This window comes from Dyella thailandensis (assembly GCF_050749815.1).
GTDB lineage: Bacteria > Pseudomonadota > Gammaproteobacteria > Xanthomonadales > Rhodanobacteraceae > Dyella_A.
In genome coordinates this window covers 1,506,951-1,530,297 of record NZ_CP192735.1, presented here as the reverse complement: position 1 = coordinate 1,530,297, position 23,347 = coordinate 1,506,951, and the positions used below count along the sequence as shown (strand labels likewise).

General features: G+C 68.1%; 24 protein-coding genes and 1 tRNA gene. 14 read left to right on the top strand and 11 right to left on the bottom strand.

Annotation, left to right across the window (positions count from 1 at the left end; translation table 11 throughout):
* Window positions 1–29: 29 nt before the first annotated feature.
* The 6 genes from ACQVBX_RS07070 to ACQVBX_RS07045 all read right to left on the bottom strand — a co-directional run bounded on the left by ACQVBX_RS07070 (window position 30) and on the right by ACQVBX_RS07045 (window position 5,375).
* Window positions 30–491 carry a carboxymuconolactone decarboxylase family protein gene (locus ACQVBX_RS07070; RefSeq protein WP_431637431.1) on the bottom strand — a complete coding sequence of 154 codons (462 nt, stop codon included), beginning with the start codon at window positions 489–491 and terminating at the stop codon, window positions 30–32.
* Window positions 492–526: 35 nt separating this feature from the next.
* Window positions 527–1,432 carry an RNA polymerase sigma factor SigJ gene (gene sigJ / locus ACQVBX_RS07065; protein ID WP_431637430.1) on the bottom strand — a complete coding sequence of 302 codons (906 nt, stop codon included), beginning with the start codon at window positions 1,430–1,432 and terminating at the stop codon, window positions 527–529.
* 93 nt (window positions 1,433–1,525) lie between these two features.
* On the bottom strand, window positions 1,526–2,470 hold the full coding sequence (locus tag ACQVBX_RS07060) for an aspartyl/asparaginyl beta-hydroxylase domain-containing protein (protein ID WP_431637429.1): 945 nt from the start codon (window positions 2,468–2,470) through the stop codon (window positions 1,526–1,528).
* 155 nt (window positions 2,471–2,625) lie between these two features.
* Window positions 2,626–4,005: a PhoH family protein gene (locus ACQVBX_RS07055; RefSeq protein ID WP_431637427.1), complete on the bottom strand. Its 1,380-nt coding sequence runs from the start codon at window positions 4,003–4,005 to the stop codon at window positions 2,626–2,628.
* A 123-nt stretch (window positions 4,006–4,128) separates the two neighbouring features.
* Window positions 4,129–4,590 carry a peroxiredoxin gene (locus ACQVBX_RS07050; protein WP_431637426.1) on the bottom strand — a complete coding sequence of 154 codons (462 nt, stop codon included), beginning with the start codon at window positions 4,588–4,590 and terminating at the stop codon, window positions 4,129–4,131.
* Between the two features lie 239 nt (window positions 4,591–4,829).
* Window positions 4,830–5,375 (bottom strand): glycine cleavage system protein R, encoded by a 546-nt coding sequence (locus ACQVBX_RS07045; protein ID WP_431638132.1) that lies wholly within the window; start codon window positions 5,373–5,375, stop codon window positions 4,830–4,832.
* 107 nt (window positions 5,376–5,482) lie between these two features.
* Between ACQVBX_RS07045 and dapA the strand changes: the two genes are divergently transcribed.
* Together dapA and ACQVBX_RS07035 are read left to right on the top strand one after the other, a co-directional pair.
* Window positions 5,483–6,409, top strand: a complete 927-nt coding sequence (gene dapA / locus ACQVBX_RS07040) for a 4-hydroxy-tetrahydrodipicolinate synthase (RefSeq protein WP_431637424.1) — start codon at window positions 5,483–5,485, stop codon at window positions 6,407–6,409.
* A 37-nt stretch (window positions 6,410–6,446) separates the two neighbouring features.
* Window positions 6,447–7,028, top strand: a complete 582-nt coding sequence (locus ACQVBX_RS07035; protein WP_431637422.1) for a hypothetical protein — start codon at window positions 6,447–6,449, stop codon at window positions 7,026–7,028.
* 102 nt (window positions 7,029–7,130) lie between these two features.
* Here the strand turns inward: ACQVBX_RS07035 and fdxA are convergent, their stop codons facing one another.
* Together fdxA and ACQVBX_RS07025 are read right to left on the bottom strand one after the other, a co-directional pair.
* On the bottom strand, window positions 7,131–7,454 hold the full coding sequence (gene fdxA / locus ACQVBX_RS07030; protein ID WP_404635139.1) for a ferredoxin FdxA: 324 nt from the start codon (window positions 7,452–7,454) through the stop codon (window positions 7,131–7,133).
* A 47-nt stretch (window positions 7,455–7,501) separates the two neighbouring features.
* Window positions 7,502–7,577, bottom strand: a tRNA-Glu gene (locus ACQVBX_RS07025).
* A 192-nt stretch (window positions 7,578–7,769) separates the two neighbouring features.
* Between ACQVBX_RS07025 and pcnB the strand changes: the two genes are divergently transcribed.
* From pcnB to panD, 5 genes are all read left to right on the top strand, one after another.
* Window positions 7,770–9,128 (top strand): polynucleotide adenylyltransferase PcnB, encoded by a 1,359-nt coding sequence (gene pcnB / locus ACQVBX_RS07020; RefSeq protein ID WP_431637420.1) that lies wholly within the window; start codon window positions 7,770–7,772, stop codon window positions 9,126–9,128.
* Window positions 9,125–9,625, top strand: coding sequence for a 2-amino-4-hydroxy-6-hydroxymethyldihydropteridine diphosphokinase (folK, locus tag ACQVBX_RS07015; RefSeq protein ID WP_431637419.1), 501 nt, complete (start codon window positions 9,125–9,127; stop codon window positions 9,623–9,625). The genes pcnB and folK overlap by 4 nt, the downstream gene beginning before the upstream one ends.
* A 72-nt stretch (window positions 9,626–9,697) precedes the next feature.
* A complete protein-coding gene (gene panB / locus ACQVBX_RS07010) occupies window positions 9,698–10,528 on the top strand; it encodes a 3-methyl-2-oxobutanoate hydroxymethyltransferase (protein ID WP_431637417.1) in 831 nt (276 codons plus the stop codon).
* Window positions 10,529–10,538: 10 nt separating this feature from the next.
* The gene (panC, locus tag ACQVBX_RS07005) at window positions 10,539–11,384 is read left to right on the top strand and encodes a pantoate--beta-alanine ligase (RefSeq protein WP_431637416.1); all 846 of its coding nucleotides are present in this window, start codon (window positions 10,539–10,541) and stop codon (window positions 11,382–11,384) included.
* 101 nt (window positions 11,385–11,485) lie between these two features.
* On the top strand, window positions 11,486–11,872 hold the full coding sequence (panD, locus tag ACQVBX_RS07000) for an aspartate 1-decarboxylase (RefSeq protein WP_431637414.1): 387 nt from the start codon (window positions 11,486–11,488) through the stop codon (window positions 11,870–11,872).
* Between the two features lie 39 nt (window positions 11,873–11,911).
* On the opposite strand, the gene ACQVBX_RS06995 is transcribed toward panD, so the two are convergent.
* Together ACQVBX_RS06995 and queG are read right to left on the bottom strand one after the other, a co-directional pair.
* On the bottom strand, window positions 11,912–12,304 hold the full coding sequence (locus ACQVBX_RS06995) for a DUF4440 domain-containing protein (RefSeq protein WP_431637412.1): 393 nt from the start codon (window positions 12,302–12,304) through the stop codon (window positions 11,912–11,914).
* Window positions 12,301–13,410 carry a tRNA epoxyqueuosine(34) reductase QueG gene (queG, locus tag ACQVBX_RS06990; RefSeq protein ID WP_431637410.1) on the bottom strand — a complete coding sequence of 370 codons (1,110 nt, stop codon included), beginning with the start codon at window positions 13,408–13,410 and terminating at the stop codon, window positions 12,301–12,303. Before queG ends, ACQVBX_RS06995 begins: the two co-directional genes overlap by 4 nt.
* A 53-nt stretch (window positions 13,411–13,463) precedes the next feature.
* On the opposite strand from queG, the gene ACQVBX_RS06985 reads away from it, so the two are divergent.
* The 6 genes from ACQVBX_RS06985 (at window position 13,464) to ACQVBX_RS06960 (ending at window position 21,326) form a co-directional block, all read left to right on the top strand.
* A complete protein-coding gene (locus tag ACQVBX_RS06985; RefSeq protein WP_431637409.1) occupies window positions 13,464–14,948 on the top strand; it encodes an NAD(P)H-hydrate dehydratase in 1,485 nt (494 codons plus the stop codon).
* Window positions 14,941–15,420: a tRNA (adenosine(37)-N6)-threonylcarbamoyltransferase complex ATPase subunit type 1 TsaE gene (tsaE, locus tag ACQVBX_RS06980; RefSeq protein WP_431637408.1), complete on the top strand. Its 480-nt coding sequence runs from the start codon at window positions 14,941–14,943 to the stop codon at window positions 15,418–15,420. The genes ACQVBX_RS06985 and tsaE overlap by 8 nt, the downstream gene beginning before the upstream one ends.
* Before the next feature lie 189 nt (window positions 15,421–15,609).
* Window positions 15,610–17,091 (top strand): N-acetylmuramoyl-L-alanine amidase, encoded by a 1,482-nt coding sequence (locus tag ACQVBX_RS06975; RefSeq protein ID WP_431637406.1) that lies wholly within the window; start codon window positions 15,610–15,612, stop codon window positions 17,089–17,091.
* Between the two features lie 71 nt (window positions 17,092–17,162).
* Window positions 17,163–18,992: a DNA mismatch repair endonuclease MutL gene (gene mutL, locus ACQVBX_RS06970; protein WP_431637405.1), complete on the top strand. Its 1,830-nt coding sequence runs from the start codon at window positions 17,163–17,165 to the stop codon at window positions 18,990–18,992.
* A 70-nt stretch (window positions 18,993–19,062) separates the two neighbouring features.
* Window positions 19,063–20,004 carry a DUF1684 domain-containing protein gene (locus ACQVBX_RS06965; RefSeq protein WP_431637403.1) on the top strand — a complete coding sequence of 314 codons (942 nt, stop codon included), beginning with the start codon at window positions 19,063–19,065 and terminating at the stop codon, window positions 20,002–20,004.
* 338 nt (window positions 20,005–20,342) lie between these two features.
* On the top strand, window positions 20,343–21,326 hold the full coding sequence (locus ACQVBX_RS06960) for an IS110 family transposase (protein ID WP_431634114.1): 984 nt from the start codon (window positions 20,343–20,345) through the stop codon (window positions 21,324–21,326).
* Window positions 21,327–21,664: 338 nt separating this feature from the next.
* Here ACQVBX_RS06960 and ACQVBX_RS06955 read toward each other — a convergent pair whose 3' ends face one another.
* Complete coding sequence (locus tag ACQVBX_RS06955) at window positions 21,665–22,447, bottom strand: enoyl-CoA hydratase/isomerase family protein (RefSeq protein ID WP_431637402.1); 783 nt, start codon at window positions 22,445–22,447, stop codon at window positions 21,665–21,667.
* 155 nt (window positions 22,448–22,602) lie between these two features.
* On the opposite strand from ACQVBX_RS06955, the gene ACQVBX_RS06950 reads away from it, so the two are divergent.
* On the top strand, window positions 22,603–23,319 hold the full coding sequence (locus tag ACQVBX_RS06950; RefSeq protein ID WP_431637400.1) for an FKBP-type peptidyl-prolyl cis-trans isomerase: 717 nt from the start codon (window positions 22,603–22,605) through the stop codon (window positions 23,317–23,319).
* Window positions 23,320–23,347: the final 28 nt, after the last annotated feature.

Genomic DNA, 23,347 nt, shown 5'->3' with positions numbered 1-23,347 from the left:
AGCTTGCCGGGAACGTGCGGCCGGAGCGCTCAGCCGTGCGTGCCGGCCCGGTAGCTGCCACCGATCGTGCGTGCGGCGACGTTGATCCGGTTCCAGCTGTTGATGGCGACCACCAGCAGCGTCAGGTCGACCAGCGCCTCCTCGTCGAAGTGCTGGCGAGCCTGCTCGTGGAGTGCGTCCGATACCGCCTCGGGCGAGGCCAGCTCGGTCAGTTCCTCGGCCCAGGCCAGCGCGAGGCGTTCGCGCTCGCTGTACAGCCGGGTTTCGCGCCAGGCCGGGAGCAGGTGGAGCCGCTGCTCGGTTTCACCGGCCGCGCGCGCATCCTTGCTGTGCATGTCCAGGCAGAAGGCGCAGCCATTGATCTGCGACACGCGCATCTGCACCAGTTCGATCAGGGCCGGCTCCAGCCTGCCGGCAGTACGGATGTTCTGACCGAGGGTGACCAGCGGCTGCATGGAGGCATAGTGGCGTTGGATGGCAAAACGGGTCATGCAAGGCTCCTTGGAGTGCGGCCGACATCGGCCGCTCAGGACAAGGACGTCGGAGCCCGGGTTTTCGTGACCGCCTGCAGCCGCGCCAGCTTGTCGGGATGGCGCAGCGCATGCACCGCGGCGATGTGTTCACCGTCCTCGGCGATTTCGATCCACAGCGCCGTGCCCAGTCGGTCGCCCTCGTGGATCAGCAAGGCCGGAGCGCCGTTGAGCATGGCCAGCTCGAAGCGGATCGCCCGCCCGGACAACTGGCCGGCCACCTGCTGATACAGCCGGGCCAGCCGCTCGGCGCCGTGCAGCGGCCGCAGCGCCGCGCGCACCACGCCGCCGCCATCGCTGATGTGCACCGCATCTTCCGCAAACAGCGCGCGCAGCGAAGCCAGATCGGGGCGCTGCATGGCCGCGACGAAGCGTTGCAGCAGGCGACGCTGCGTGCCCGCATCCACCCGGAAGCGCGGGCGCCCCTCGCGCAGTCGCGTGCGGGCCCGATGCACGCGCTGCCGGCAGGCGTCCTCGGCAATGCCGAGAATGGCCGCGGCCTCGGCGTGGCGGTAGTCGAACACCTCGGTGAGCAGAAAGGCGGCCCGCTCTTCCGGGCTCAGCCGCTCGAGCAGCAGCAGGAACGACAGGCTCAGCGTCTCGCTCCGCTCCGCTTCGGCCTCGGGGCGCTCGGCGTCCGTCGGCATCGGCTCGGGCAGCCACGGCCCGGTGTAGTGCTCGCGCTCGGTCCTGGCCCGGCGCAGGCGATCCAGGGCGAGGCGGGTGGTCACCGTCACCAGCCACGCTTCCGGATCGTCGAGCCGATCGGTTTCCTGCGCATGCCAGCGCAGCCAGGCGTCATGCAGAACGTCTTCGGCGTCCGCGGGGCTGCCAAGCATGCGGTAAGCCAGGCCGAACAGCCGCGGGCGGTGGTGCTGGAACAGGGCGGTGCGCGAATCCATCACACGGACTCCGGTGGGATGTCTCAAGGACGCACGGCGTCCGTCAAACGTGACGATCCGCCCGCGGCCGTGTCGGCGCAGCGGATCGTGCGTTCAGCGCACCAGCGGCCAGGGCGCCAGAAAGATCAGCCAGATCAGCACCAGCATGCCGGTGTACTTCACTGCGCGGAACAGCTTCGGATGCTTCTTCTTGAAGGCGCGGTTCCGCTCGCGGCTGCGCTGGTTGAGCGCAAACATGCGGTTGACGAAGCCGGTCTTCTCTTCCGGCGACTCGGTGTTCGGCGAAGCGGTGATCTTGCCCATGAAGGCGCCGACGCGATGGTTGAACGCGGTCATCCAGCGTGTGCGCAGCGGGCGTTCCACATCGGCGAACAGGATCACCCGGGTCTGGTCGGTCCGGTTCTCCGCCCAGTGCACGTAGGTCTCGTCGAACACCACGTCCTTGCCGTCGCCCCAGGCGTGCATTTCGCCGTCGACGAAGATGCGGCAGTCGTCGGAATTGGGCGTGATCAGGCCCAGGTGGTAGCGCAGCGAGCCGGCGAAGGGGTCGCGGTGCGGGTTGAGCTTGGAGCCGGGCGGCAGCAGCGCGAACATCGCCGCCTTGACGCTGGGGATGCTGTTGAGCAGACGCACCGTCTGCGGGCACAGCGCCTCGGCCGAGGCCAGCGGCTCGCCGTACCACTTGAGGTAGAAGCGCTTCCAGCCCTGCTTGAAGAAACTGTTGAAGCTGGCGTCGTTGTGCTTCTCCGCCGCGCGAATGTGTCCTTCGTCGAACAGCGACAAGGCCTCGGCGCGGATCGCTTGCCAGTTGGCCTGCAGCAGGTCGAGCTGCGGGAAGCCACGACGGTCGAGGATGGGACGCGCTGGCACCGCCGAGAACGCGTACATCAGCAGGTTGTACGGGGCAAAGATCGCCGAGTGGTCGACCAGCTGACGATCGAAACGCAGCCGGGCCCGACCGCGCAGGTGCACCAGCAGCACGCACAGCGCAAACAACGCAAACAGCAACAACAGGACAAGCCGCGGGGCGAGGATCATGGCGCAACGATCGATGGGAGACCCGCCAATTCTACGCCGCCGGCCCCTCCCTCACGCGATCCGCTTTGTAGGAGCCCGCTCGCGGGCGATGCTTTTCGCTTTGATGTCGATTCAGAGCAAACGCATCGCCCGCGAGCGGGCTCCTACAAGGGGAGTTAAAGCGCCTCGGAGGCGAAATCGGCCAGGCGCGAGCGCTCGCCGCGGCGCAGGGTGATGTGCGCCGAATGCGCCCAGTGCTTGAAGCGGTCCACCGCGTAGGTGAGGCCGGAGGTGGTTTCGGTGAGATAGGGCGTGTCGATCTGCTCCACGTTGCCCAGGCAAATGATCTTGGTGCCGGGGCCGGCGCGGGTGATCAGCGTTTTCATCTGTTTGGGGCTCAGGTTCTGTGCCTCGTCGATGATCAGGTAGCGCGACAGGAAGGTGCGCCCGCGCATGAAGTTGAGCGAGCGGATCTTGATGCGCGAGGCGAGCAGGTCGTTGGTGGCCTGGCGCCCCCAGCTGCCGCCTTCCTCGGGGTTGGCGAGCACTTCGAGATTGTCGGTGAGCGCGCCCATCCAGGGCGTCATCTTTTCTTCCTCGGTGCCGGGCAGGAAGCCGATGTCTTCGCCGACCGAGACGGTGGCGCGGGTCATGATGATCTCGCGGTAGCGCTGCTGGTCCATCACCTGGGCCAGGCCGGCGGCCAGCGCCAGCAGGGTCTTGCCGGTGCCGGCGGTGCCCAGCAGGGTGACGAAGTCCACGTCCGGGTCCATCAGCACGTTGAGCGCGAAGTTCTGTTCGCGGTTGCGTGCGGCGATGCCCCACACGCTGTGGTTCGGGTGGCTGTGGTCGTCCAGCAGCACCAGCGTGGCCTGCTCTTCGTCCACCGACACCACCCGCAGCTCCACGCTTTCCTCGCCGGGCAGGAACAGGCACTGGTTGGCGTACCAGTCCTCGCCCTCGTTGCGGTCGACCCGGTAGTAGGTGCGGCCGCGCTCGTTCCACGACTCCACCTCGTTATGGCGCTCCCAGAAATCTTCCGGCAGCTCGGTGGAGCCGGTGTAGAGCAGGGCGAAATCGTCCAACGCCTTGTCGTTCTCGTAATCCTCCGCGTCGATGCCGTAGATGCTGGCCTTGATGCGCAGGTTGATGTCCTTGCTGACCAGGATCACCGCGCGATCGGGCTGCTGCTCGCGCAGCTCGATGACCGCGGCGAGGATCAGGTTGTCCGCCTTGCCGTGGTTGCTGGTGGCGCGCTGCTGGAAGTAAAGGCGGCCGGTCTCGGCGCCGCGTTTGAGATTGACCCCCTGCGGGTTGTCCAGCGACAGGCCGTCCTTGATGCCGTGGCCATTGCCGCGCTCGATCAGTTCGTTGAGAAAGCGACTTACCTGGCGCCCGTTGCGGGACACCTCGGAGGCGCCTTTCTTCTTCTCGTCCAGCTCTTCCAGCACCGTCATGGGGATGAAGATGTCGTGCTCCTCGAAGCGGAACAGCGACGTCGGGTCGTGCAACAGCACGTTGGTATCGAGCACGTAGATGCGCTTGCTTCCGGTCATGCGGAAGAAACCTCGCTGGGCGAAATGGAGAGGAGGGACAGAACCCGCGCCACGGGCTGCCGCATCACGCGGCAAGACTTCCGAGCGCGCGCGTGGCGCCGACGCGCGATCGAAAAGGGGAGCTCAGGCCGCGGCGATGGCATCGAGCACGGCCTGCGCATGACCGGTCACCTTCACCCCGCGCCATTGCGCGGCCAGGCGGCCGTCCGGGTCCACCAGGAAGGTGCTGCGCACGATCCCCATGTGCTTCTTGCCATACAGCACCTTTTCGTGGATCACGTCGAACGCCTTGCACCAGGCCTCATCGGTGTCCGATATGAGTGGAAAGGGCAGGCCCTGCTTGGTGGCGAAGTTGGCATGCGAACGGATCGAGTCGCGTGACACGCCGATGACCTCGGCGTTGCGCTTGTGGAAGGCGGGATGGAGGTCGCGAAACTGTTGCGCTTCGGTGGTGCAGCCCGGCGTGCTGTCCTTGGGGTAGAAGTAGATCACTACCCAGCGACCCTTGTAGTCGGACAGCTTCAGCTCGGTGTCGTCGCCGGTGCGCCCTTTCAGGGCGGGAATCTTCTTGCCGATCTCAGGCATGGGGTCTCCTGCGGCGCCGCGCGGGCGTCGCATGGTCGAGGGGTGGATGGAGTGGTGCCGCGACATGGGCGGCGAAGGGAGCAGCATGGGTGGCGGTCGGGGCGAAGCCGCGGCAGCGGCGCTGGTTCCACGAAAGGTGCCCTGACTGCATGGCCGGCCTCACAAACGTCCCGGCCCAGAGACTAGCGCGTCTGGCGGCGAATGAAAGCCCTTGTCAGGGCCCTCGCGCCGCGCGATCCTCAGAACTTCACCGGATCCATGATGGCATCGAGGTTGAGGCTGTCGCACAGCTCCAGAAAGTCGTCGCGCAAGGTGGCGATATGGCTGTCCGACGGAATGCCGATGGTGATCTGCGCCTGGAACATTTCCGCACCGGTCTGCATCGCCTGGTAGCGCATCGAGCTGAGTTGTTCGACGCTGATGCGGTTGCGGTGGAAGAACTCCACGATGCGCACCAGGATGCCCGGGCGATCGGCGCTGACCACTTCCACCAGATAAGGCAACAGGCGCGAGTCCGGCTCGCGCGGCTGCGTGCGGTAGTGCACCAGGTGCATGTCCTCGTCGCGCGCCAGCTTGCCCAGCGCATTTTCGAGTTTCGCCAACGCGTCCCAGGCGCCACTGGCAACGAGCACCAACGAGCTGTCGGCGCCGATCGTGGAGACGCGGGCGTCGGACAGGTTGCAACCGGCGTCGGCGATGCGCCGAGCCAGCGTGAGCAGGGGACTCTTGCCGGCCGAGGACAGGGTCTGGATCAGCAACTGGTGGTCGCTGCCGGCGCGCGGAATGGTGCGGTTCAAAGACGGACCTGCCTGTGCGGGGACATGCCTGATGCGAACGCTCCAGGCGTTGGATTTTCGAGCTTACTTGCCCGTCGCGCGAGCCCGCAAGTAACATGCACGACTCGATTTTTGCTGGAATCCGTCCCTTGGACATCCGCGGAAGCATCTGTGCCCTGGCCACGCCCTTCGGCAGCGATGGTGCGCTTGATCTGGATGCCTTTGCGCGTCTGCTCGACTACCAGATCGCCGGCGGTACGCAGGCGGTGGTCGTGGCCGGATCCACCGGCGAAGCGCACATGCTCGAGCACGCCGAATTCGAGCAACTGCTGGCGTTCGCCGTGCGGCACGTCGCCGGTCGCATTCCGGTGATCGCCGGCACCGGTGAGGCCGGCACGGCCAAGACCGCGGCGCTGACCCGTCGTGCCGCCGAGCTGGGCGCCGCTGCGGCGCTGGTGGTGACGCCCTATTACGTGCGTCCCACCCAGGAAGGCTTGCGCCGGCATTTCATCGAAGTGGCCGAGCGGGGCGGTCTGCCGGTGATCCTCTACAACGTGCCCGGGCGCACCGGCTGCGACATGCTCCCGGAGACGGTCGCGCTGCTGCGTGATCATCCGCGCATCGTCGGCATCAAGGAGGCGCGTGCCGATGGCGAACGCATCCGGGCGATGGCGGAACTTGTGCGGGCCGATTTCGTCTATCTCTCCGGCGATGACGGCACGGCCCGGCAGGCCATGCTGGCCGGGGCTGCCGGAACCATCTCGGTAGTCGCCAACCTGGTACCAGGCGTGTTCCGTGAACTGTGCGATGCTGCGGTGGCTGGCCAGGCGGATGTCGCCGAGCAGGTCGATGCGCGTTTGTCGCCGCTGGTGGACGCGCTCAACGGAGCGCCCAATCCGATCGCGGTAAAGGCGGGCCTGCCGCTGCTCGGCCTGGGGACGGCGGTTCCGCGCCTGCCGCTGGTCGAACTGGCCGACGGCGCGGTGCGCCAAGAGATTCACCGGGCGCTGGCCCGTCTTGTTCCATTGGCTGTCGCCGCCTGAGGCGGGCGACATGACTCTCCCACGGAAATCCAATTACATGAAGAAAACGTCGCTCGCTGTGGCCCTGCCGGCCCTGGTTCTCTCCGGTCTCATGCTGTCGGGCTGCGGCATGTTCCGCTCGCACAAGTCGTGGGACACGGCCAAGCAGGAAGCTCCGCTGGAGATCCCGCCGGGCCTGGATACGCCGCCGGCCAGCGAGGCGCTGGTGATTCCGCCGCCGGGTGCCAACCAGCCGACCGCCAACGGTGCGACGGCGGCCGCCCCGGGCGCCGCCGCCACGATCACCGACGGTTTCGTGCTCAGCGACAGCGTGGATGCCGCGTACAAGCGGGTGGGCGATGCGCTGGCGCAGGGCGAGATCGGCCAGGTCACCGCGCGCGACGATGCCGCGCACACCTATGCGGTGACCGTGATGGCCGCCGCGCAGGTCGGCAAGAAGCCCGGCTTCTTCGGGCGCATGTTCGGCCGCGGCAAGGGCGATGCCTCACGCGCGACCCCGCATGAGATCAGCGTGTCGATCGCGCCCAGTGGCCAGAGCGGCAGCGAAGTGCGCGCCCAGGGCGAGGCGGCCGGCGTGGCCAAGCTGGTCGACGGCCTGAAGGCCAAGCTGGGGAACTGATCCGCAACGCGCCATGCACGCAAACAAAAACGCCGCCCCGAGGGCGGCGTTTTTGTTGATGGATGCGATGACTTGCGTGACGGTTGGCGATGCGGTCGACGATCAGCGCTCGAGCAGGTCGATCTTGTCCGGCTTGCCTTCCCACGCCTTGGCGTCGGCGGGCGGATCCTTGCGCTCGGTGATGACCGGCCACGCCTTGGCGAGTTCGGCGTTGAGCGGGACGAACTTCTCCTGCCCGGCCGGCACGTCGTCTTCGGGGTAAATCGCGTTGATCGGGCACTCCGGCTCGCACAAGGTGCAGTCGATGCACTCGTCCGGGTCGATCACGAGAAAGTTGGGGCCTTCATGGAAGGCATCGACAGGGCAGACTTCGACGCAATCGGTGTACTTGCACTTGATGCAGTTGTCGGTGACGACAAAGGTCATGCTGCCGAGGGCCTGTCGAGATGTCCGGCGGCTGGGCCGGACTGAATTGGCGCTCCCTACGAGGTTCGAACTCGTGTTCCCGCCTTGAGAGGGCGGTGTCCTAGACCACTAGACGAAGGGAGCGTTCTGTTTCAGAGCGCGCTAGTATAACGAAATTGTTTCGCCCGGCAATGCCTTTGTCGTTCCGGTGCGCCGCTTTTTTTCGCGTGTCGCCCTGACGGCACGCCGGCGTGTCGCATCCCTTGGCGGGATGCTCTTGCATCGGCTCGTGCGCTAGGCTTCCGGGATTCTCCGATCGGCAGGGATTCTTACCGCTTGAACTTCCAGACTGGGAACGATGACGCGCCTGCGCTGCGGATCATTCCGCGCGACCAGCACGCGATTTCCCGCAAGAACATCAGCAAGGCCGCGCTCCGGGTGCTGTACCGCCTCAACGAGGCCGGCTTCGACGCCTATCTCGTGGGTGGTGCGGTCCGCGACCTCCTGCTCGGCGGCCATCCGAAGGACTTCGACGTGGCCACCAATGCCACGCCGGACGAGGTCAAGAAGCTCTTCCGCAACTGCCGGTTGATCGGTCGTCGCTTCCGCTTGGCACACGTAGTGTTCGGCCCCGAGATCATCGAGGTGGCCACTTTCCGCGGCACCGGCGAGGACGACGGCGAGGGCGACCGCCACATCGTCGACGGCCGCATCGTGCGCGACAACGTCTGGGGCACGATCGAGGAAGACGCCGTGCGCCGCGATTTCCGCGTCAACGCGCTCTACTACGACATCAGCGATTTCTCGGTGCGCGATTACGTCGGCGGGATGCAGGACGTGGAGGATCGCGTGCTGCGCCTGATCGGCGATCCGGTGACGCGCTATCGGGAGGATCCAGTGCGCATGTTGCGTGCCGCGCGCCTGGCGGCGAAGCTGGAGTTCCGCATCGATGCCCCGGCTGCGGCCCCGTTCGAAACGCTCGGCCCGCTGCTGACCGAGGCGGCGCCGGCGCGCCTATTCGACGAGTCGCTCAAGCTGTTCCTCAGCGGCCACGGCTTGAAGAGCTTCCGCATGCTTGAGCAGTGCGGGCTGCTGAAGTTCCTGTTTCCCTCCACCGCGCGGGCGCTGGAGCGCGGCGACCAGGCGCTGCGTTCGCTGGTGGAGCAGGGGCTGGCCAATACCGATGCGCGGGTGATCGAGGGCAAGTCGGTGACCCCGGCTTTCCTGTTTGCCGTGCTGCTGTGGGGTGAGGTGCGCGATTACGCGCACGGCTGGATCGCACAGGGCATGGACATGTCCGAAGCCTGGGCGCGCGCTGCAGCGCATGTGGTGGGCGAGCAGTGCCAGCGCGTGGCGATCCCGCGACGGTTCACCTTCACGATGGAGGAGATCTGGTCGCTGCAGCCACGCTTCGAGCAGATCCAGCGCAAGCGGGTGTTCCGCCTGCTTGCGCAACCGCGCTTCCGCGCAGCCTTCGACTTCCTGCTGCTGCGTGCCGACGAGTCTCCAGCGATCCGCGAACTTGGCCAGTGGTGGGCGCATGCGCAGCAACTGCCGCAGGACGTGCTGGCCGCCGCGCTCCCGGCCAGTGGTGGCGGCGGCGCGCCGGACGTGCCGGCCGCCGCGGCGGCTGGCCGGCCACCGCGCAAGCGTCGCCGTCGGCGCAAGCCATCCGGCAAGTCCGGCTCGGCGTGAGTGCGCTGGCGGCTGCTCGCGACGCCTACGTGGCGCTGGGCAGCAATCTTGGCGATTCACTGCAGGCGCTCCGGCAGGCCGTGACTGACCTCGGCCGGTTGTCTGGGACTGAAGTGGTGGCCTGCTCGCGCTTCTATCGCACGCCGCCGTGGGGCGTGCATGACCAGCCGGATTTCATCAATGCGGTGGTCCGGTTGCGCACCGCCATGTCTCCGCACGAATTGCTCGATGCGCTGATGGCGATCGAGGCCGCTGCCGGCCGCGATCGCGACGGCCGACGCTGGGGCCCCCGCACGCTCGACCTGGATCTGCTGCACATGGACGGCGTCACGCTGGACGATCCGCGCCTCACGCTGCCACATCCGCGCATTCACGAACGCGCCTTCGTGCTGGCGCCGCTCGCTGACGTTGCGCCGCAGCTGGACGTGCCGGGGCAGGGGACGGTCGCGCAGTTGCTGCAGCAGGTCGATTGCACCGGCTGCACCGCGCTGGCCTGATTCGCGCCCTTCTGCTGCACTGCGGCGTCGAGGGTTTATGATGTGCGGCCCGCTCGAACCCAGGATCGCCTCGTGTACGTGCACAACGCCAGTACCCCCGACCGCAAGCCGGTGACCGTTCCGGGCCTGCGGGCGATGAAGGCCGAGGGGCGACGCATCGTCATGTTGACCGCGTACGACGCCAGCTTCGCCTTTCAGTTGGAAAGTGCCGGCGTGGACGTGGCCCTGGTCGGCGATTCGCTCGGCATGGTGGTGCAGGGACACGCCAGCACGCTGCCGGTGACGCTCGATCACATGGTCTACCACACCGCTGCGGTCGCCCGCGGCCTGCGCTCGACCCTGCTGGTGGCCGATCTGCCGTTCATGAGCGATCGCGATACGGGCCACGCGTTGGACGCCGGCGCGCGTCTGGTCGGCGAAGCGGGTGCGGCGATGGTCAAGATCGAAGGCGCCGCACCCCATGTGCTGGAGGCGATCGGCGCACTGGTCGCGCGCGCGATTCCGGTGTGCGCGCACCTGGGACTGACGCCGCAGTCGGTGCACAAGTTCGGCGGCTTCCGCATCCAGGGACGCGAGCAGGAAGCTGCCGATCGCGTGCTGGCCGAGGCTCGCGCGGTCGAGGCCGCCGGTGCCGACCTGATCGTGCTGGAAGGTATGCCCACCACGCTGGCCCAGCGCATCACCGAGGCGGTGTCCATCCCGACGGTCGGCATCGGCGCCGGCCCGCACTGCGATGGCCAGGTGCTGGTGCTGCACGACCTGCTCGGCGTCACGCCGGGCAAGCGGCCGAAATTCAGCAAGGATTTCCTGCTGGGGCGCGACTCGGTGGCGGCGGCCATTGGCGCCTTTGCCGATGAAGTCCGGCGGGGCGTGTTTCCTGCGCCCGAACACTGCTTCAACTGAGGTTTCTTCGATGCAGACCGTGCAAGATGCCGGCTCCCTGCGCGCCGCCGTTCGTGGCTGGCGCGCGGCCGGACAGACCGTGGGTTTTGTGCCCACCATGGGCAACCTCCACGCCGGCCACTTCTCGCTGATCCGGCTCGCGCGGATGCGCGCCGATCGGGTGGTGGCCAGCGTCTTCGTCAATCCCACCCAGTTCGGCCCGAACGAGGATTTCGACCGCTATCCGCGCACGCTGACGCAGGATCAGGCCGGGCTGGCCGAGCACGATTGCGACCTGCTGTTCGCGCCCGACGTGGCCACGATGTATCCGTATGGCCCGGCTCACACGGTGAGCCTGCGCGTGCCGCAGATCACCGAGAAGCTGGAAGGAGCGCACCGGCCGGGCCACTTCGACGGCGTGGCCACCGTGGTGTGCAAGCTGTTCAACCTGGTGCAGCCGGATCTGGCCGTGTTCGGGCAAAAGGACTTTCAGCAGCTCAAGGTGATCGAACGGATGGTGCGCGACCTGAGCCTGCCGGTGAAGGTGATCGGCGCGCCGACCCAGCGCGCCGACGACGGTCTCGCCCTGAGTTCGCGCAACCAGTACCTCTCGGCCGAGGAGCGGGCGCTAGCGCCGCGCATTCACGCCACGCTGGTGCAGATGCGCACGCTGCTCGCCAAGGGACACGCCGTCGCAGTGGTGGAGCAGGCGGCCGGCGCGCAGCTGGAGCGCGCAGGATTCGTGCCCGACTACGTGGCGATCCGTCGCGCTGAAGACCTGATGCCCCCCGTCGTGGGCGAGCGCAGCGCGCTGGTGGGCCTTATCGCCGCGCGATTGGGCCAGACGCGGCTCATCGACAACTTGCTGTTCGACTGAGCGGCACCATCTAGAGCCACGTACCCGCCCGTGTTGCAGCGCACCGCTGGCGGTTCGATAATTGGCGGCTTCGCAGGCCGTACCTGCCGGAACCCGATGTCATGCACCTGAATATGCTCAAGGCCAAGATCCACCGCGCCACGGTGACCCACGCCGAGCTTCATTACGAAGGCTCGATCGCCATCGACAGCCTGCTGCTCGAAGCATCGGGCATCCGCGAGTACGAACAGATCCACGCCTGGAACATCAACAACGGCAAGCGCTTCGTGACCTACGCGCTGAAGGCCGAGGCCGGCTCGGGCATCATCTCGGTGAACGGCAGCGCCGCGCACCGTGCGCAGCCGGGTGATCTGATCATCATCGCCGCGTTTGCCCAGCTCTCCGAAGCCGAGGCCGAGGCACACCAGCCGATGCTGGTGTATGCCGATGCGAAGAACGGCATCTCGCACACCAACCGGTCGATCCCGACCCAGATGGCCGCGGCCTGAGCAGCGGCGGCGCGGTGCGCTGCGGCGCCCGCGCTCAGGTTACGGGTGCGTCACCGGCGTGCCTTGGTGATACACCGCCTTCCATCCCTCCACGGTGCGCCGCCACAGCGTGGTGCGTCGGGTGATGCGTTCGCCCTGGCGTAGCCGATAGCTCAGCAGGTACAGGCTCGGCGCCAGCGGATGGCAGGCAAAGTCGTCCGCGGCCAGCGATTCGTGGAACGGATGCGCCACGCGCTGGCGCAACACCTCGAGCACGTCGTCGCGGCTGTAGCGTTGGCCGGACGCGCCGATCTCCCAGAAGCCGGGCTCGGTGATCCGCTCGCCGTCGGCCGGGCCGGCGCCTGACTCGGGGCGATGGAAGATCGGTTCGAGCTGGCGCAGGTCGTCCAGCACGTCGTCCAGTCGCGGCATCGGTTTCAGGCTCTCGCTCATGACGGATCTCCGGTGGTGGGAGTTGCCTCGTGCTGGTGCAGGGCCCAGGCCACGTGTTCGCGCACCAGGGCCGAAGGATGATCGGCGCGTGCGTGCAGCGCGGCCAATACGGCTTCCGAGCGTGGCGCGTTGCCCAGCGCCACGGCGATGTTGCGCAGCCAGCCCTCGTAGCCGGTGCGGCGGATCGCCATGCCTTCGGTGCGGCGCAGAAATTCCTCTTCGCTCCAGCCGAACAGCTCGGTGAGGCGGGCGCCATCGAGCTGGTGGCGCGGAGCGAAATCCGGCTCCGCGGTGACCTGTGCAAACTTGTTCCACGGGCAGATCAGCTGGCAGTCGTCGCAACCGAAGATGCGGTTGCCCATCGGCTTGCGGAACTCTTCCGGAATGCTGCCTCTGAGTTCGATCGTCAGGTAGGAAATGCAGCGCCGCGCATCGAGCCGGTACGGCGCCACGATCGCCCGGGTGGGGCACACGTCGATGCAGCGCCGGCAGCTGCCGCAGTGCTCGCTGGCCGGCGTGTCCACCGGCAGCGGCAGGTCGGTGTACAGCTCGCCGAGGAAGAAATACGAGCCGGCGCGGCGGTGGATCAGCACCGTGTGCTTGCCGATCCAGCCCAGCCCGGCGTTGCGCGCCAGCGCCTTCTCCAGCACCGGGGCGGAGTCGACGTAGGCGCGGTGGCCGAAGTCGCCGACCTGGGCGCGGATGCGCTCGGCGAGCCGCTGTAGGCGCTGGCGCATCAGCTTGTGATAGTCGCGCCCCAGCGTGTAGCGCGACACGTAGCCCAGCTCGCCGTTCTCCAGCACCGACCAGGCGTTGCGGATGTCCGGCGGCGCGTAGTCCATGCGCACCGAAATCACTCGTTGCGTGCCCGGCTCCAGCTCCTGCGGTCGGCTGCGTTTGGTACCGTGGCGCGCCATGTAGTCCATCTCGCCGTGGTGCTCGTCGTCGAGCCACCGCTGCAGGTACTGCTCGTCGCGCGCCAGGTCGACACCGCTGATGCCGGCATCGCTGAAGCCCAGCTCGCCGGCCCACTGCTTGATCGATCGCGCGAGCGCGACGTAGTCGATGGCGGTAGCGTCAGTGGCGGTGTTGTCGAGGCTGGGCATGGGCCTAGTTTAAGCGCTGCAGCGCCCCGGCCCGCCTTGCCTATAATCCGCCGATGACCGAGACCGATCACCGTTACGCGCTGTATACCGTCGAGCAGGTGCGGGCGCTCGATCGCCACGCCATCGATGTGCTCGGTATTCCCGGCTTCGAGCTGATGCGCCGCGCTGCGGCCGCCGGCCTGGCCAGTCTGCGTCGCCACTGGCCGCAGGCTCGCCGCCTTGCCGTGTGGTGCGGGCCGGGTAACAACGGTGGCGACGGCTATCTGTTGGGAGCGCTGGCGAAAGAGGCCGGCCTGCAGGTGGAGCTGATCGCCCTGTCCGGCCAAGCCACCGGCGATGCGTTGCAGGCGCGTACCGCATTCGAGTTCGCCGGCGGCCGCGTGCATCTGTTCGATCCCGCCGCACCGTGGCCGGACGTTGATGTACACGTGGACGCCCTGTACGGCAGCGGCCTCAACCGCGCGCCCGAGGCACCGGTGGCCGCCCTGATCCAGCGCATCAATGCCGGCGGCAAGCCAGTGCTCGCGCTGGACGTCCCCTCGGGGCTGGATGCCGATCGCGGCACCTGCCCGGGGGCGGCCGTGCGCGCGAAGGTGACGGTGTGCTTCATTGCGGCCAAGCGTGGCCTGTACACCGGCGTGGCTTCCGACTACGTCGGTGAGTTGGAGCTCGACACGCTGCAACTGCCCACGAGCCTGTGGCAGGCGCAACCGGCCGATGGCGAGCTGCTGCGGCCAACCAGTCTGCCGCCGCGTCCGCGAGTGGCGCACAAGGGCGATCATGGCCACCTGCTGGTGGTGGGTGGTGACCATGGCATGGGCGGCGCGATCCGCCTGTGCGGCGAGGCGGCGCTGCGCGCGGGGGCGGGACTGGTGAGCGTGGCCACCCGCGATGTTCACGTGGTGGCGCTCAACGCGGGCTGTCCCGAGCTGATGGCGCGTGGCGTGGACGGTCCGCAGGCGATCGCGCCGCTGATCGAGCGGGCCGACGTGCTCGCCGTCGGGCCGGGGCTGGGGCAGGGCGCATGGGGACACGCGCTGTGGCTGACCGCGCTGGATTCGGATTGCCCGCTGGTGCTCGACGCCGACGGCCTGAATCTGCTCGCGCGCGAGCCGCGCCGGTTCGATCGGGCGGCCGTGCTCACGCCGCATCCGGGCGAGGCCGCGCGTCTGCTCGGCGTGGATATCGCCACCGTGCAGGCCGATCGCTTCGCTTCCGCGCGCGAGCTGGCGCACCGCCACGGTGCGGTGGTGGTGTTGAAGGGGGCGGGCAGCCTGGTCGCGCATCCCGACGGTCGCCTGGCCGCGTGTCCGTGGGGCAATCCCGGGATGGCCGTGGCCGGCATGGGCGATGTGCTCACCGGCGTCATCGCGGGCCTGCTCGCGCAAGGCGCCACGGCGTGGGAGGCGGCGTGTCTGGGCGTGGGGCTGCATGCGCGGGCCGGCGATGCCGCGGCCGAAGCGGGCGAACGCGGGCTGCTGGCCAGCGATCTGTTCGGCCCGCTGCGCCGGCTGGGTAACGGGCCGCGCCATGCGTGAGTACAGCGTGCGGCTGCCTGACGAGGCAGCGACGGCGAGGCTGGCCAGCGAAGTCGGCGCGGCTATCGACGACGGGATGGTGTGCTATCTGCACGGCCCGCTGGGCGCGGGCAAGAGCGCGTTTGCCCGCGCGCTGTTACATGCCATGGGCGTGGCCGGCCGCATCAAGAGTCCGACTTACAGCCTGGTGGAGTCCTATCCGCTGGCGAGCGCCCAGGCTTGGCATCTGGACCTCTACCGCATCGCCGATCCGGACGAGCTGGAATGGTTGGGCATGGATGCCCTGGGCGAACCCGGTGCGGTCGTGCTGATCGAATGGCCGCAGCGCGGCGCGGGCGCCATCCCCGCGGCGGATCTCGAGGTGTTTCTCGAGTACGCCGGCAGCGGTCGCCGCGCCACCTTGCGGGCGGTCAGCGCACGAGGCGAGGGGCTGCTCAAGCGACTGCCAGCGCCGGACTCGCCGCCGGTTTGAGCGCGGCTCGCAGCGCTAAGTTTGCGTTTCTGCTGGAAAAATGTCCCGGTATGCGGCGGCGGATTAATGCCGGAGAAAGCGCGGCTTGCAGGGGTCTTCTGGACATGATCTGACGAATGCGGTGCAGGTTGCGGATATCCAAGGAAAAAGTGCTTGCAATGGCGTTTTCCCTGCGATTCAATGCAGCGCATGAGGGCATCCCTGTTCAGGACTGGCTTGATCGCGCTGGTGGCTTGCGCCGCCGGCTTTTCCGCGTTGTCCGCCGAGGCCGCCGATGTGCGCGCCGCGCGGGTCTGGGCTGGCCCGGACTACACCCGCGTGGTGTTCGACCTGAGCGGGCCGGTCAGCTACCAGCTTCGACACGACGCTGGCCGAGTGCAGATCGACCTGGGCAATGACCGTCTGGCCTCCGCTTTTGCCACCCCGTCCGCGCAAGGACTGTTCAAGGGCTTGAGCAGCCATCGTCGAGGCGGTCGGCTCGAGCTGGTCGCCGACGTCGACGCGCACAGCGCGCCGAAGAGCTTCGTGCTCAAGCCCGGCGGTGGCTACGGCTACCGGCTCGTGCTCGATCTGTATCCCGATGGCGCCAGCAAGCGCCCCAGCGCGTCGGCGGTGGCCAGTGCGCCGGCGCCGGTGATGAAGGCGGTGCATGTGAGCAAGGCTGGCCCCAGCGAAGTGCTGACGCTGCGCCAGGTGGCCGAGCAGATGGGCGGGCAGCGCAAGGTGGTGGTGGCGGTCGACGCCGGCCACGGCGGCGATGATCCCGGCGCCCATGGCCCCGGCGGCACGCTGGAAAAGAACGTGACGCTGGCCGTGGCGCGCCAGCTCGCGGCGCTGATCAACAAGCAGCCGGGCATGCAGGCCGTGCTCACCCGCGACGGCGACTATTTCATTCCGCTCAAGCGCCGCTACCAGATCGCCCGCGAGAAGAACGCGGACATGTTCGTGTCCATCCACGCTGACGCCTTCAAGAATGGCGATGCCAAGGGCTCGTCGGTGTGGGTGCTGTCGCCGCGCGGCAAGACCAGCGAGGCTGCGCGCTGGCTGGCCGATCGCGAAAACCGCGCCGACCTGATCGGTGGCGTGTCGCTGGACGACAAGGACGACAGCCTCGCCGCCGTGCTGCTGGACCTGCAGCAGGGCTACGCGATGCAGGCCAGCGAGTCGATCGCCGGCAATGTACTCAAGGCACTGGGGCATCTCGGGCCGACGCATCGCGGCTACGTCGAGCGCGCCAACTTCGTGGTGCTGCGCTCGCCGGACGTGCCGTCGATCCTGGTCGAGACCGCCTTCATCAGCAATCCGGTGGAAGAGCGCAAGCTGCGCGATCCGGCCCATCAGGCCGAACTGGCGCAGGCGGTGATGGGCGGCGTGCGCAACTATTTCGAGGCCACGCCGCCGCCGGGTACCTGGTTCGCCGCCGAGGCCGCGCGTCGCAGCGGGGCAATGCTGGCCGCCGCGCAGCCGGACAGCGATAGCCATGCATCTGTGGCTGCCGCGTCCAGCCGGGCCGACGAATCGGTCCGCGATCTGCATCGCGTGACCCGGGGCGAGAGCCTGGGCAGCATCGCGCGCCAGTACGGCGTAACGGTGGGCGCGCTCAAGAGCGCCAATCGCATCGACGGCAATACCGTCCGCGCCGGGGCAGTGCTGGCCATTCCGGCCGGCTGAGCGTCGCCGCAGCTCGTGCGCCGCCGGCGCGTTGCCTTCTCCATCTGAAGCCGCTCCCGTAAGCTACGCGGATGCCTGTCATCCGCGTGCTGCCTCCCGAACTCATCAACCAGATCGCCGCCGGCGAGGTCATCGAACGACCGTCGTCGGTGGTCAAGGAGCTGGTGGAAAACAGCCTCGACGCCGGTGCCACGCGCGTGGAGGTGGACATCGAGCAGGGGGGCGCGCGGCTGATCCGCGTGCGTGACGACGGCGGCGGCATCGCCCCGGACGAATTGCCGCTCGCCGTGGCGTCGCACGCCACCAGCAAGATCGGCAGCTTCGACGATCTCGAACACGTCGCAAGCATGGGCTTCCGTGGCGAGGCGCTGGCGTCGGTGTCGTCGGTGGCACGCTTTGCGTTGACCTCACGCGCGCGCGGCGCCGAGGCGGCGTTTCGCATCGAGGTGGACGGCGGCAAGCTGCAGGCGGCGCGTCCAGCGCAGCATCCCCCGGGCACCAGCGTGGAAGTGCGCGACCTGTTCTACAACGTGCCGGCGCGGCGGAAGTTCATGCGCGCCGAGCGCACCGAGTTCGCCCATATCGACGATCTCCTGAAGTCGCTCGCCCTTGCGCGCAGCGGCGTGGAATTCCGGCTCAGCCACAACGGCAAACCGCTGCGCGTGTGGAAGGCCGCGCGTGACGAGCAGGCCGCGCTGGCACGCGTGGCCGATGTGCTCGGCGAAGAATTTCCCGGGCGCAGCCTGCGGATCGACCATGCCGCGGCGGGCCTGCGCCTGTCCGGCTGGGTTGGCTTGCCCACCGCCTCGCGCGGCCAGCCCGATTCGCAGTTCTTCTACGTCAACGGCCGCCTTGTGCGCGATCGCGTGGTCGCTCACGCCGTGCGCCAGGCCTACGCCGACGTGCTGTTCCACGGCCGCCATCCGGCGTTCGTGCTGTACCTGGAGCTCGATCCGGCCGGCGTGGATGTCAACGTGCACCCGGCCAAGCACGAGGTGCGCTTTCGCGAGCAGCGGCTGGTGCACGACTTCCTGTTCCGCAGCCTGCATGAGGCGCTCGCCGAGACGCGTGCGGGGCAGGCGCTGCCGGCGTCGCCAGCCGCCGTCGCTGAAACGGTCGTGACGAGCGCGGGTGTGGCTTCCGGGGCGTCTTCCTACGGTGGCGGCTGGTCAGGCGGGGCGGCCACGCAGAGCCGCCTCAGCCTCGGTGTGCGCGAGCAGCCGCTGGGCGATTACGCCGCGCTGCTCGGCGCGGCGGCGCAGGGGGAGGCCAACGACTGGGCGTCGCCCACGCTCGCGCCGTCGAGCCCCGAGCAGGCGCCGCCGCTGGGCTTCGCCATCGCCCAGCTCAAGAGCATCTACGTGCTGGCGGAGAATGAGCACGGCCTCGTGCTGGTCGACATGCACGCCGCGCACGAGCGCATCACGTACGAAAAGTTGAAGGCCGCGCGTGCGGCCAACCACCTGCGCTCGCAGGTGCTGCTGGTGCCGCTCAGCCTGGCGGTGAGTGCGAAGGAGGCCGCGGCCGCCGAGGAGCATGCCGAGGCGCTGGCAGCGTGGGGCCTGGAGTTGTCGCGCGGCGGTCCGTCGGCGGTGGTGGTACGGCGCATCCCGGCCCTACTGGAAGGCGCCGACGTCAGCCAGCTCACCCGCGACGTGCTGGCCGAACTGGCCCAGCACGGCAGCTCGCGCCGGCTGCAGGAACTGGAGAACGAACTGCTCTCGACCATGGCCTGCCATGGCTCGGTACGCGCCGGTCGCCGACTGAGCCTGCCGGAAATGAACGCCCTGCTGCGCGAGATGGAAGCCACCGAACGCTCCGGCCAGTGCAACCACGGCCGTCCGACCTGGACCCAGCTCAGCCTCGGCGAACTGGACAGGCTGTTCCTGCGCGGCCGTTGACCGCCGGCATTTGCCTCGCTGCCGCGGCGCTGCCCATACTCGGCGTTCCCTCCCTACTGGCTGCCGCCCGATGATCCGTCGTGTTCCGCTGGCCGTTGCTTTCCTGCTTGGAGTTCCCCTCGTGCACGCTACCGATGCTCCCGTTGCCCCGGCTCTTTCCGCCCAGGACGTCACGCGCGAAGTCGAACAGTGGCGGCAGGGTCGGTTACAGCGGCTGACCGCGCCGGATGGCTGGCTCAGCTTGATCGGACTGGAGTGGCTACATGAAGGCGCCAATAGGATCGGTCATGCCGCAGACAATGAGATCGTGCTGGCCGCCGGGCCGGCTCATCTGGGCACCGTGACGCTCGGTCCGGACGGCGCGCTGTCGATCGCGCTTGCCGCTGGCAGCAGCGCCACGGTGGACGGCAAGACGGTCGCCAGCGCACCGCTGGTCGACGACATGCACGCCGGAACTGGCAGCCCGACGACGGTGCAGTTCGGCACCGCGAGCTTCTATGTGATCGATCGCGATGGCCGCAAGGCGCTGCGCGTGAAGGACACCGAGGCGCCCACCCGCAAGCACTTCCTCGGCATCGAGTCGTTCCCAATCGATCCGTCCTGGCGCATCGTGGCGAAGTGGGTGCCGTTCGATCCGCCGCACAAGCTGGAGATCGGCTCGGTGATCGGCACCATCGACGCGGTCGACGTGCCGGGCAAGGCGGTGTTCCAGCGCGACGGCAAGACCTTCGAACTGCTGCCCTACCAGGAGGAGCCGGGCGGCGAGCTGTTCTTCGTCATCGCCGACCGCACCTCGGGCAAGGAGACCTACGGCGCGGCGCGCTTCTTCTATGCCGCGCTGCCCGCAGGCGGCGTGAAGCAGCCCGGCAGCGTGGTGCTGGATTTCAATCGCGCCTACAACCCGCCGTGCGCCTTCACGCCGTTCGCAACCTGCCCACTGGCACCGCCGGAAAACCGACTGGACATCGCCGTGACCGCGGGCGAGAAGAAATACGCCGGCAGCCATCACTAGACCCTCCGCTCCTCTGTAGGAGCCCGCTCGCGGGCGATGCTTTTGCTTTGATGTCGATTCAAAGCGAAGAGCATCGCCCGCGAGCGGGCTCCTTATGTCTCGATTCTGGTCCGGCAACGGACGAGAATTCCCGACTGATCATCGGTGGGAATGAGGTGACGCCGACGGGCTCCTGAGGCTTCGCGCCTGCTGGGTAGATGTGTGCCCTCGTTCCGTTCCATCCGCCAGCGCCTGAACGGTATCGGAGGCCCGCCGGTCGGCGAGAGCCTGAACGCGTAAGGATCGGCCGTGCGGATCGTCGATGGTCAGCGTCTGAGACGACTGCCAGGAGACGTGACATGACCGAACCGATGGTAGGCATCGATGTGGCCAAGGCCAGCTTCGATGTGGCCGTTCCGCTGGACCGGCCGGGGAAATACCGCACCAAGGGCAAGCTGCCCAATACGCCGGCCGGATTCGCCGAACTGCTGACATGGCTGCGCCAGCACGCACCACAGGCTGGGGTGTGCATGGAGGCCACGGGCATCTATCACGAGGCGCTGGCGCAGGCGCTGGTGGAGCATGGAGTGACGGTCTACGTGGTCAATCCGGCCCAGATCGCCGCCTATGCCCGCAGCGAGCTGTCGCGGACCAAGACCGACCGCTGTGACGCCGAGCTGATCGCCCGCTTCGCCATGGCCCAGCAGATCCACGGCGCACTACGCCCGTGGGCGCCGCCTACGCCGGGTCAGCGGCAGCTGCGCGCCCTGGTGCACCGCTTGAACGACCTGCAGGCGATGCGGCAGATGGAGGCCAACCGCCTGGCGGTCGGCGATGCCTCGGTACGCCCCTCGATCCAGCGCATGATCGATGCGCTGGATCAGCAGATCGAAGAGCTGAAGCGGGCGATCGAGGATCACATCGACCAGGACCCGGACCTGCGGCGCGATCATGACCTCTTGCGCTCGATTCCCGGCATCGGCGACCTGACGGCAGCCTTCATCCAGGGTTTTGCCGGGAATCTGCGGCGCTTCGACGATCCCCGCCAACTGGACGCCTTCGCCGGCGTGAATCCGGCGATCCGCGAGTCGGGCAAGTGGGTCGGCCAAAGCCGACTATCCAAGCTCGGCCATGCGTTGCTGCGTGCCCGGCTGTACATGCCCGCGCTGGTGGCCATTCGCCACAACAGCGCGGTGCGCGCCCTGTTCGATCGCCTGGTGGGTCGCGGCAAGCCACCCAAGCTGGCCTTGGGCGCAGCCATGCGCAAGCTGCTGCACATCGCCTGGGGAGTGGTGCGTTCCGGCCTCCCGTTCGATCCCAATCGCGCCCTTGCTGGTGGGTAAGTAAGACGGTATCTACAGAGGTGGCCGCGAGGTGACTCAGCGGCCCTTGAACTTGGGCTTGCGCTTGTCTAGGAGGCGCGCGTGCCTTCGCGCATGTCCTCGCTGGAGAACACCAGGGCGAACGCCCGGGTTTCGAACTCCAGGGCCTGGTCAAGACCCGCTTCGCCGGAAATTCGGCTGGACATCGCGGCGAGAAGAGATACTCCGGAGGCCATCACTAAGGCAGCGCGTTCTCCGGTAGGAGCCCGCTCGCGGGCGATGCTCTTGGCTTCGATGCCGCATCAAAGCGAAAGGCATCGCCCGCGAGCGGGCTCCTACAGAGGTGGCCGCGAGGTGACTCAGCGGCCCTTGAACTCGGGCTTGCGCTTGTCCAGGAACGCGCTCGTGCCTTCGCGCATGTCCTCGCTGGAGAACACCAGGGCGAAGGCCTGGGTTTCGAACTCCAGGCCCTGGTCGAGACCTGCTTCGCCGCCTTGCAGTACGGCGTCGAGAATGCCCGCGGCGGCCAGCGGCGCGGCGGCGGCGAGCTGGTCGGCGAGCGCTTCGACCGTCTCGTCCAGCGCTTCCGGTGCGACCACGCGGGTCACGATGCCCAGCTCGTGGGCGCGCTGGGCGCCGATCGTGGCGCCGGTGAGGCACAGCTCCAGCGCCGCGCTGCGGCCAGCCAGGCGCAGCAGGCGCTGGGTGCCACCGAAGCCGGGGATCAGGCCGAGGTTGATTTCCGGCTGGCCAAATTTCGCCTTTTCACTGGCCACGCGCAGGTGGCAGGCCATCGCCAGCTCCATACCGCCACCCAGCGCGAAGCCCTGGATGCGCGCGATCACCGGCTTGCCGAGGCGCTCGATCAGGCTCATCAGGCGCTGCCCGGTGCGCGAGAACGCCTGCGCCTGCAGCGGCGTGTAGCCGTTCATCTCGGCGATGTCGGCACCGGCGACGAAGGCCTTGTCGCCGCTGCCGGCGAGCACGACCACGCGCACGCCATCTTCCTGCGCGGCCTGGGTGAAGGCGAGGGTGAGCTCGTTGAGCGTGTCGCGGTTGAGCGCGTTGAGCTTGTCCGGGCGGGCGACGGTGATGGTGCGGACGGCGCCGCGGTCGGCGATCTCGAGGTTGCGGTAGGCCATGGCGGAAACCTGCGGATGAAAAACCGCAGATGGTAGCAGCGGGAACCTTTGCGGCCGCCCGGAATCTGATGCCGGTACCGCACCGGGCAGCATGCTGCGTTCCGCGCACGTAGCGCATAGCATGGCCGTCAGGTGTCACGTTTACGGAGAGCGGCATGACGAAGTGGGCAGGGCTGGTAGTGGCGGCGCTCGGGCTGATCGGCACCGCCGCGCACGCGCAGCAGGCCGCCAAGGGGTCGGCCGCGGCCCCCACCGTCGACAAGGCCAAGCTGTCGTACGCGATCGGCTACCAGATCGGCAGCCAGTTCGCTGATGGCGATCCGGCCGTGGATCTGGCGACGCTCGAGCGGGCCATCCAGGATGCGGCCGCCAAGCGTCAGCCGAGCGTGCCGATGCAGGACATGCGCGCCCAGCTGCGCGCCCTCGACGATCAGATGCACGCCCGCGCCGTGAACGAGTTCCGCCGCGTCGCTGCGGCCAACGCGCGCAGGAGCGAGCAATACATGGCGCACAACCGCACCCAGCCGGGTGTGGTGCAGCTGGCTTCGGGGGTGCAGTACGCGGTGATCAAGCAGGGCCAGGGCACGGTGAGCCCTACGGTGGACAGCAAGGTCACCGTCAACTACCGCGGCATGCTGATCGATGGCACCGAGTTCGACAGTACCTTCGCGCACGGCAACCCGGTGAGCTTCGTGGTGAAGAGCGTGATTCCCGGCTGGCGCGACGTGATTCCGCGCATGCACGTGGGCGACCGCTGGAAGGTGGTGATTCCGCCGCGGTTGGCCTACGGCGAGCGTGGCGCCCTGCCACGCATCGGTCCGAACGAGGCGCTGGTGTTCGATATCGAACTGCTGGACGTCGCCAATCCCTGATCGGCGCCCGGCGCAGGCGCTATCATTA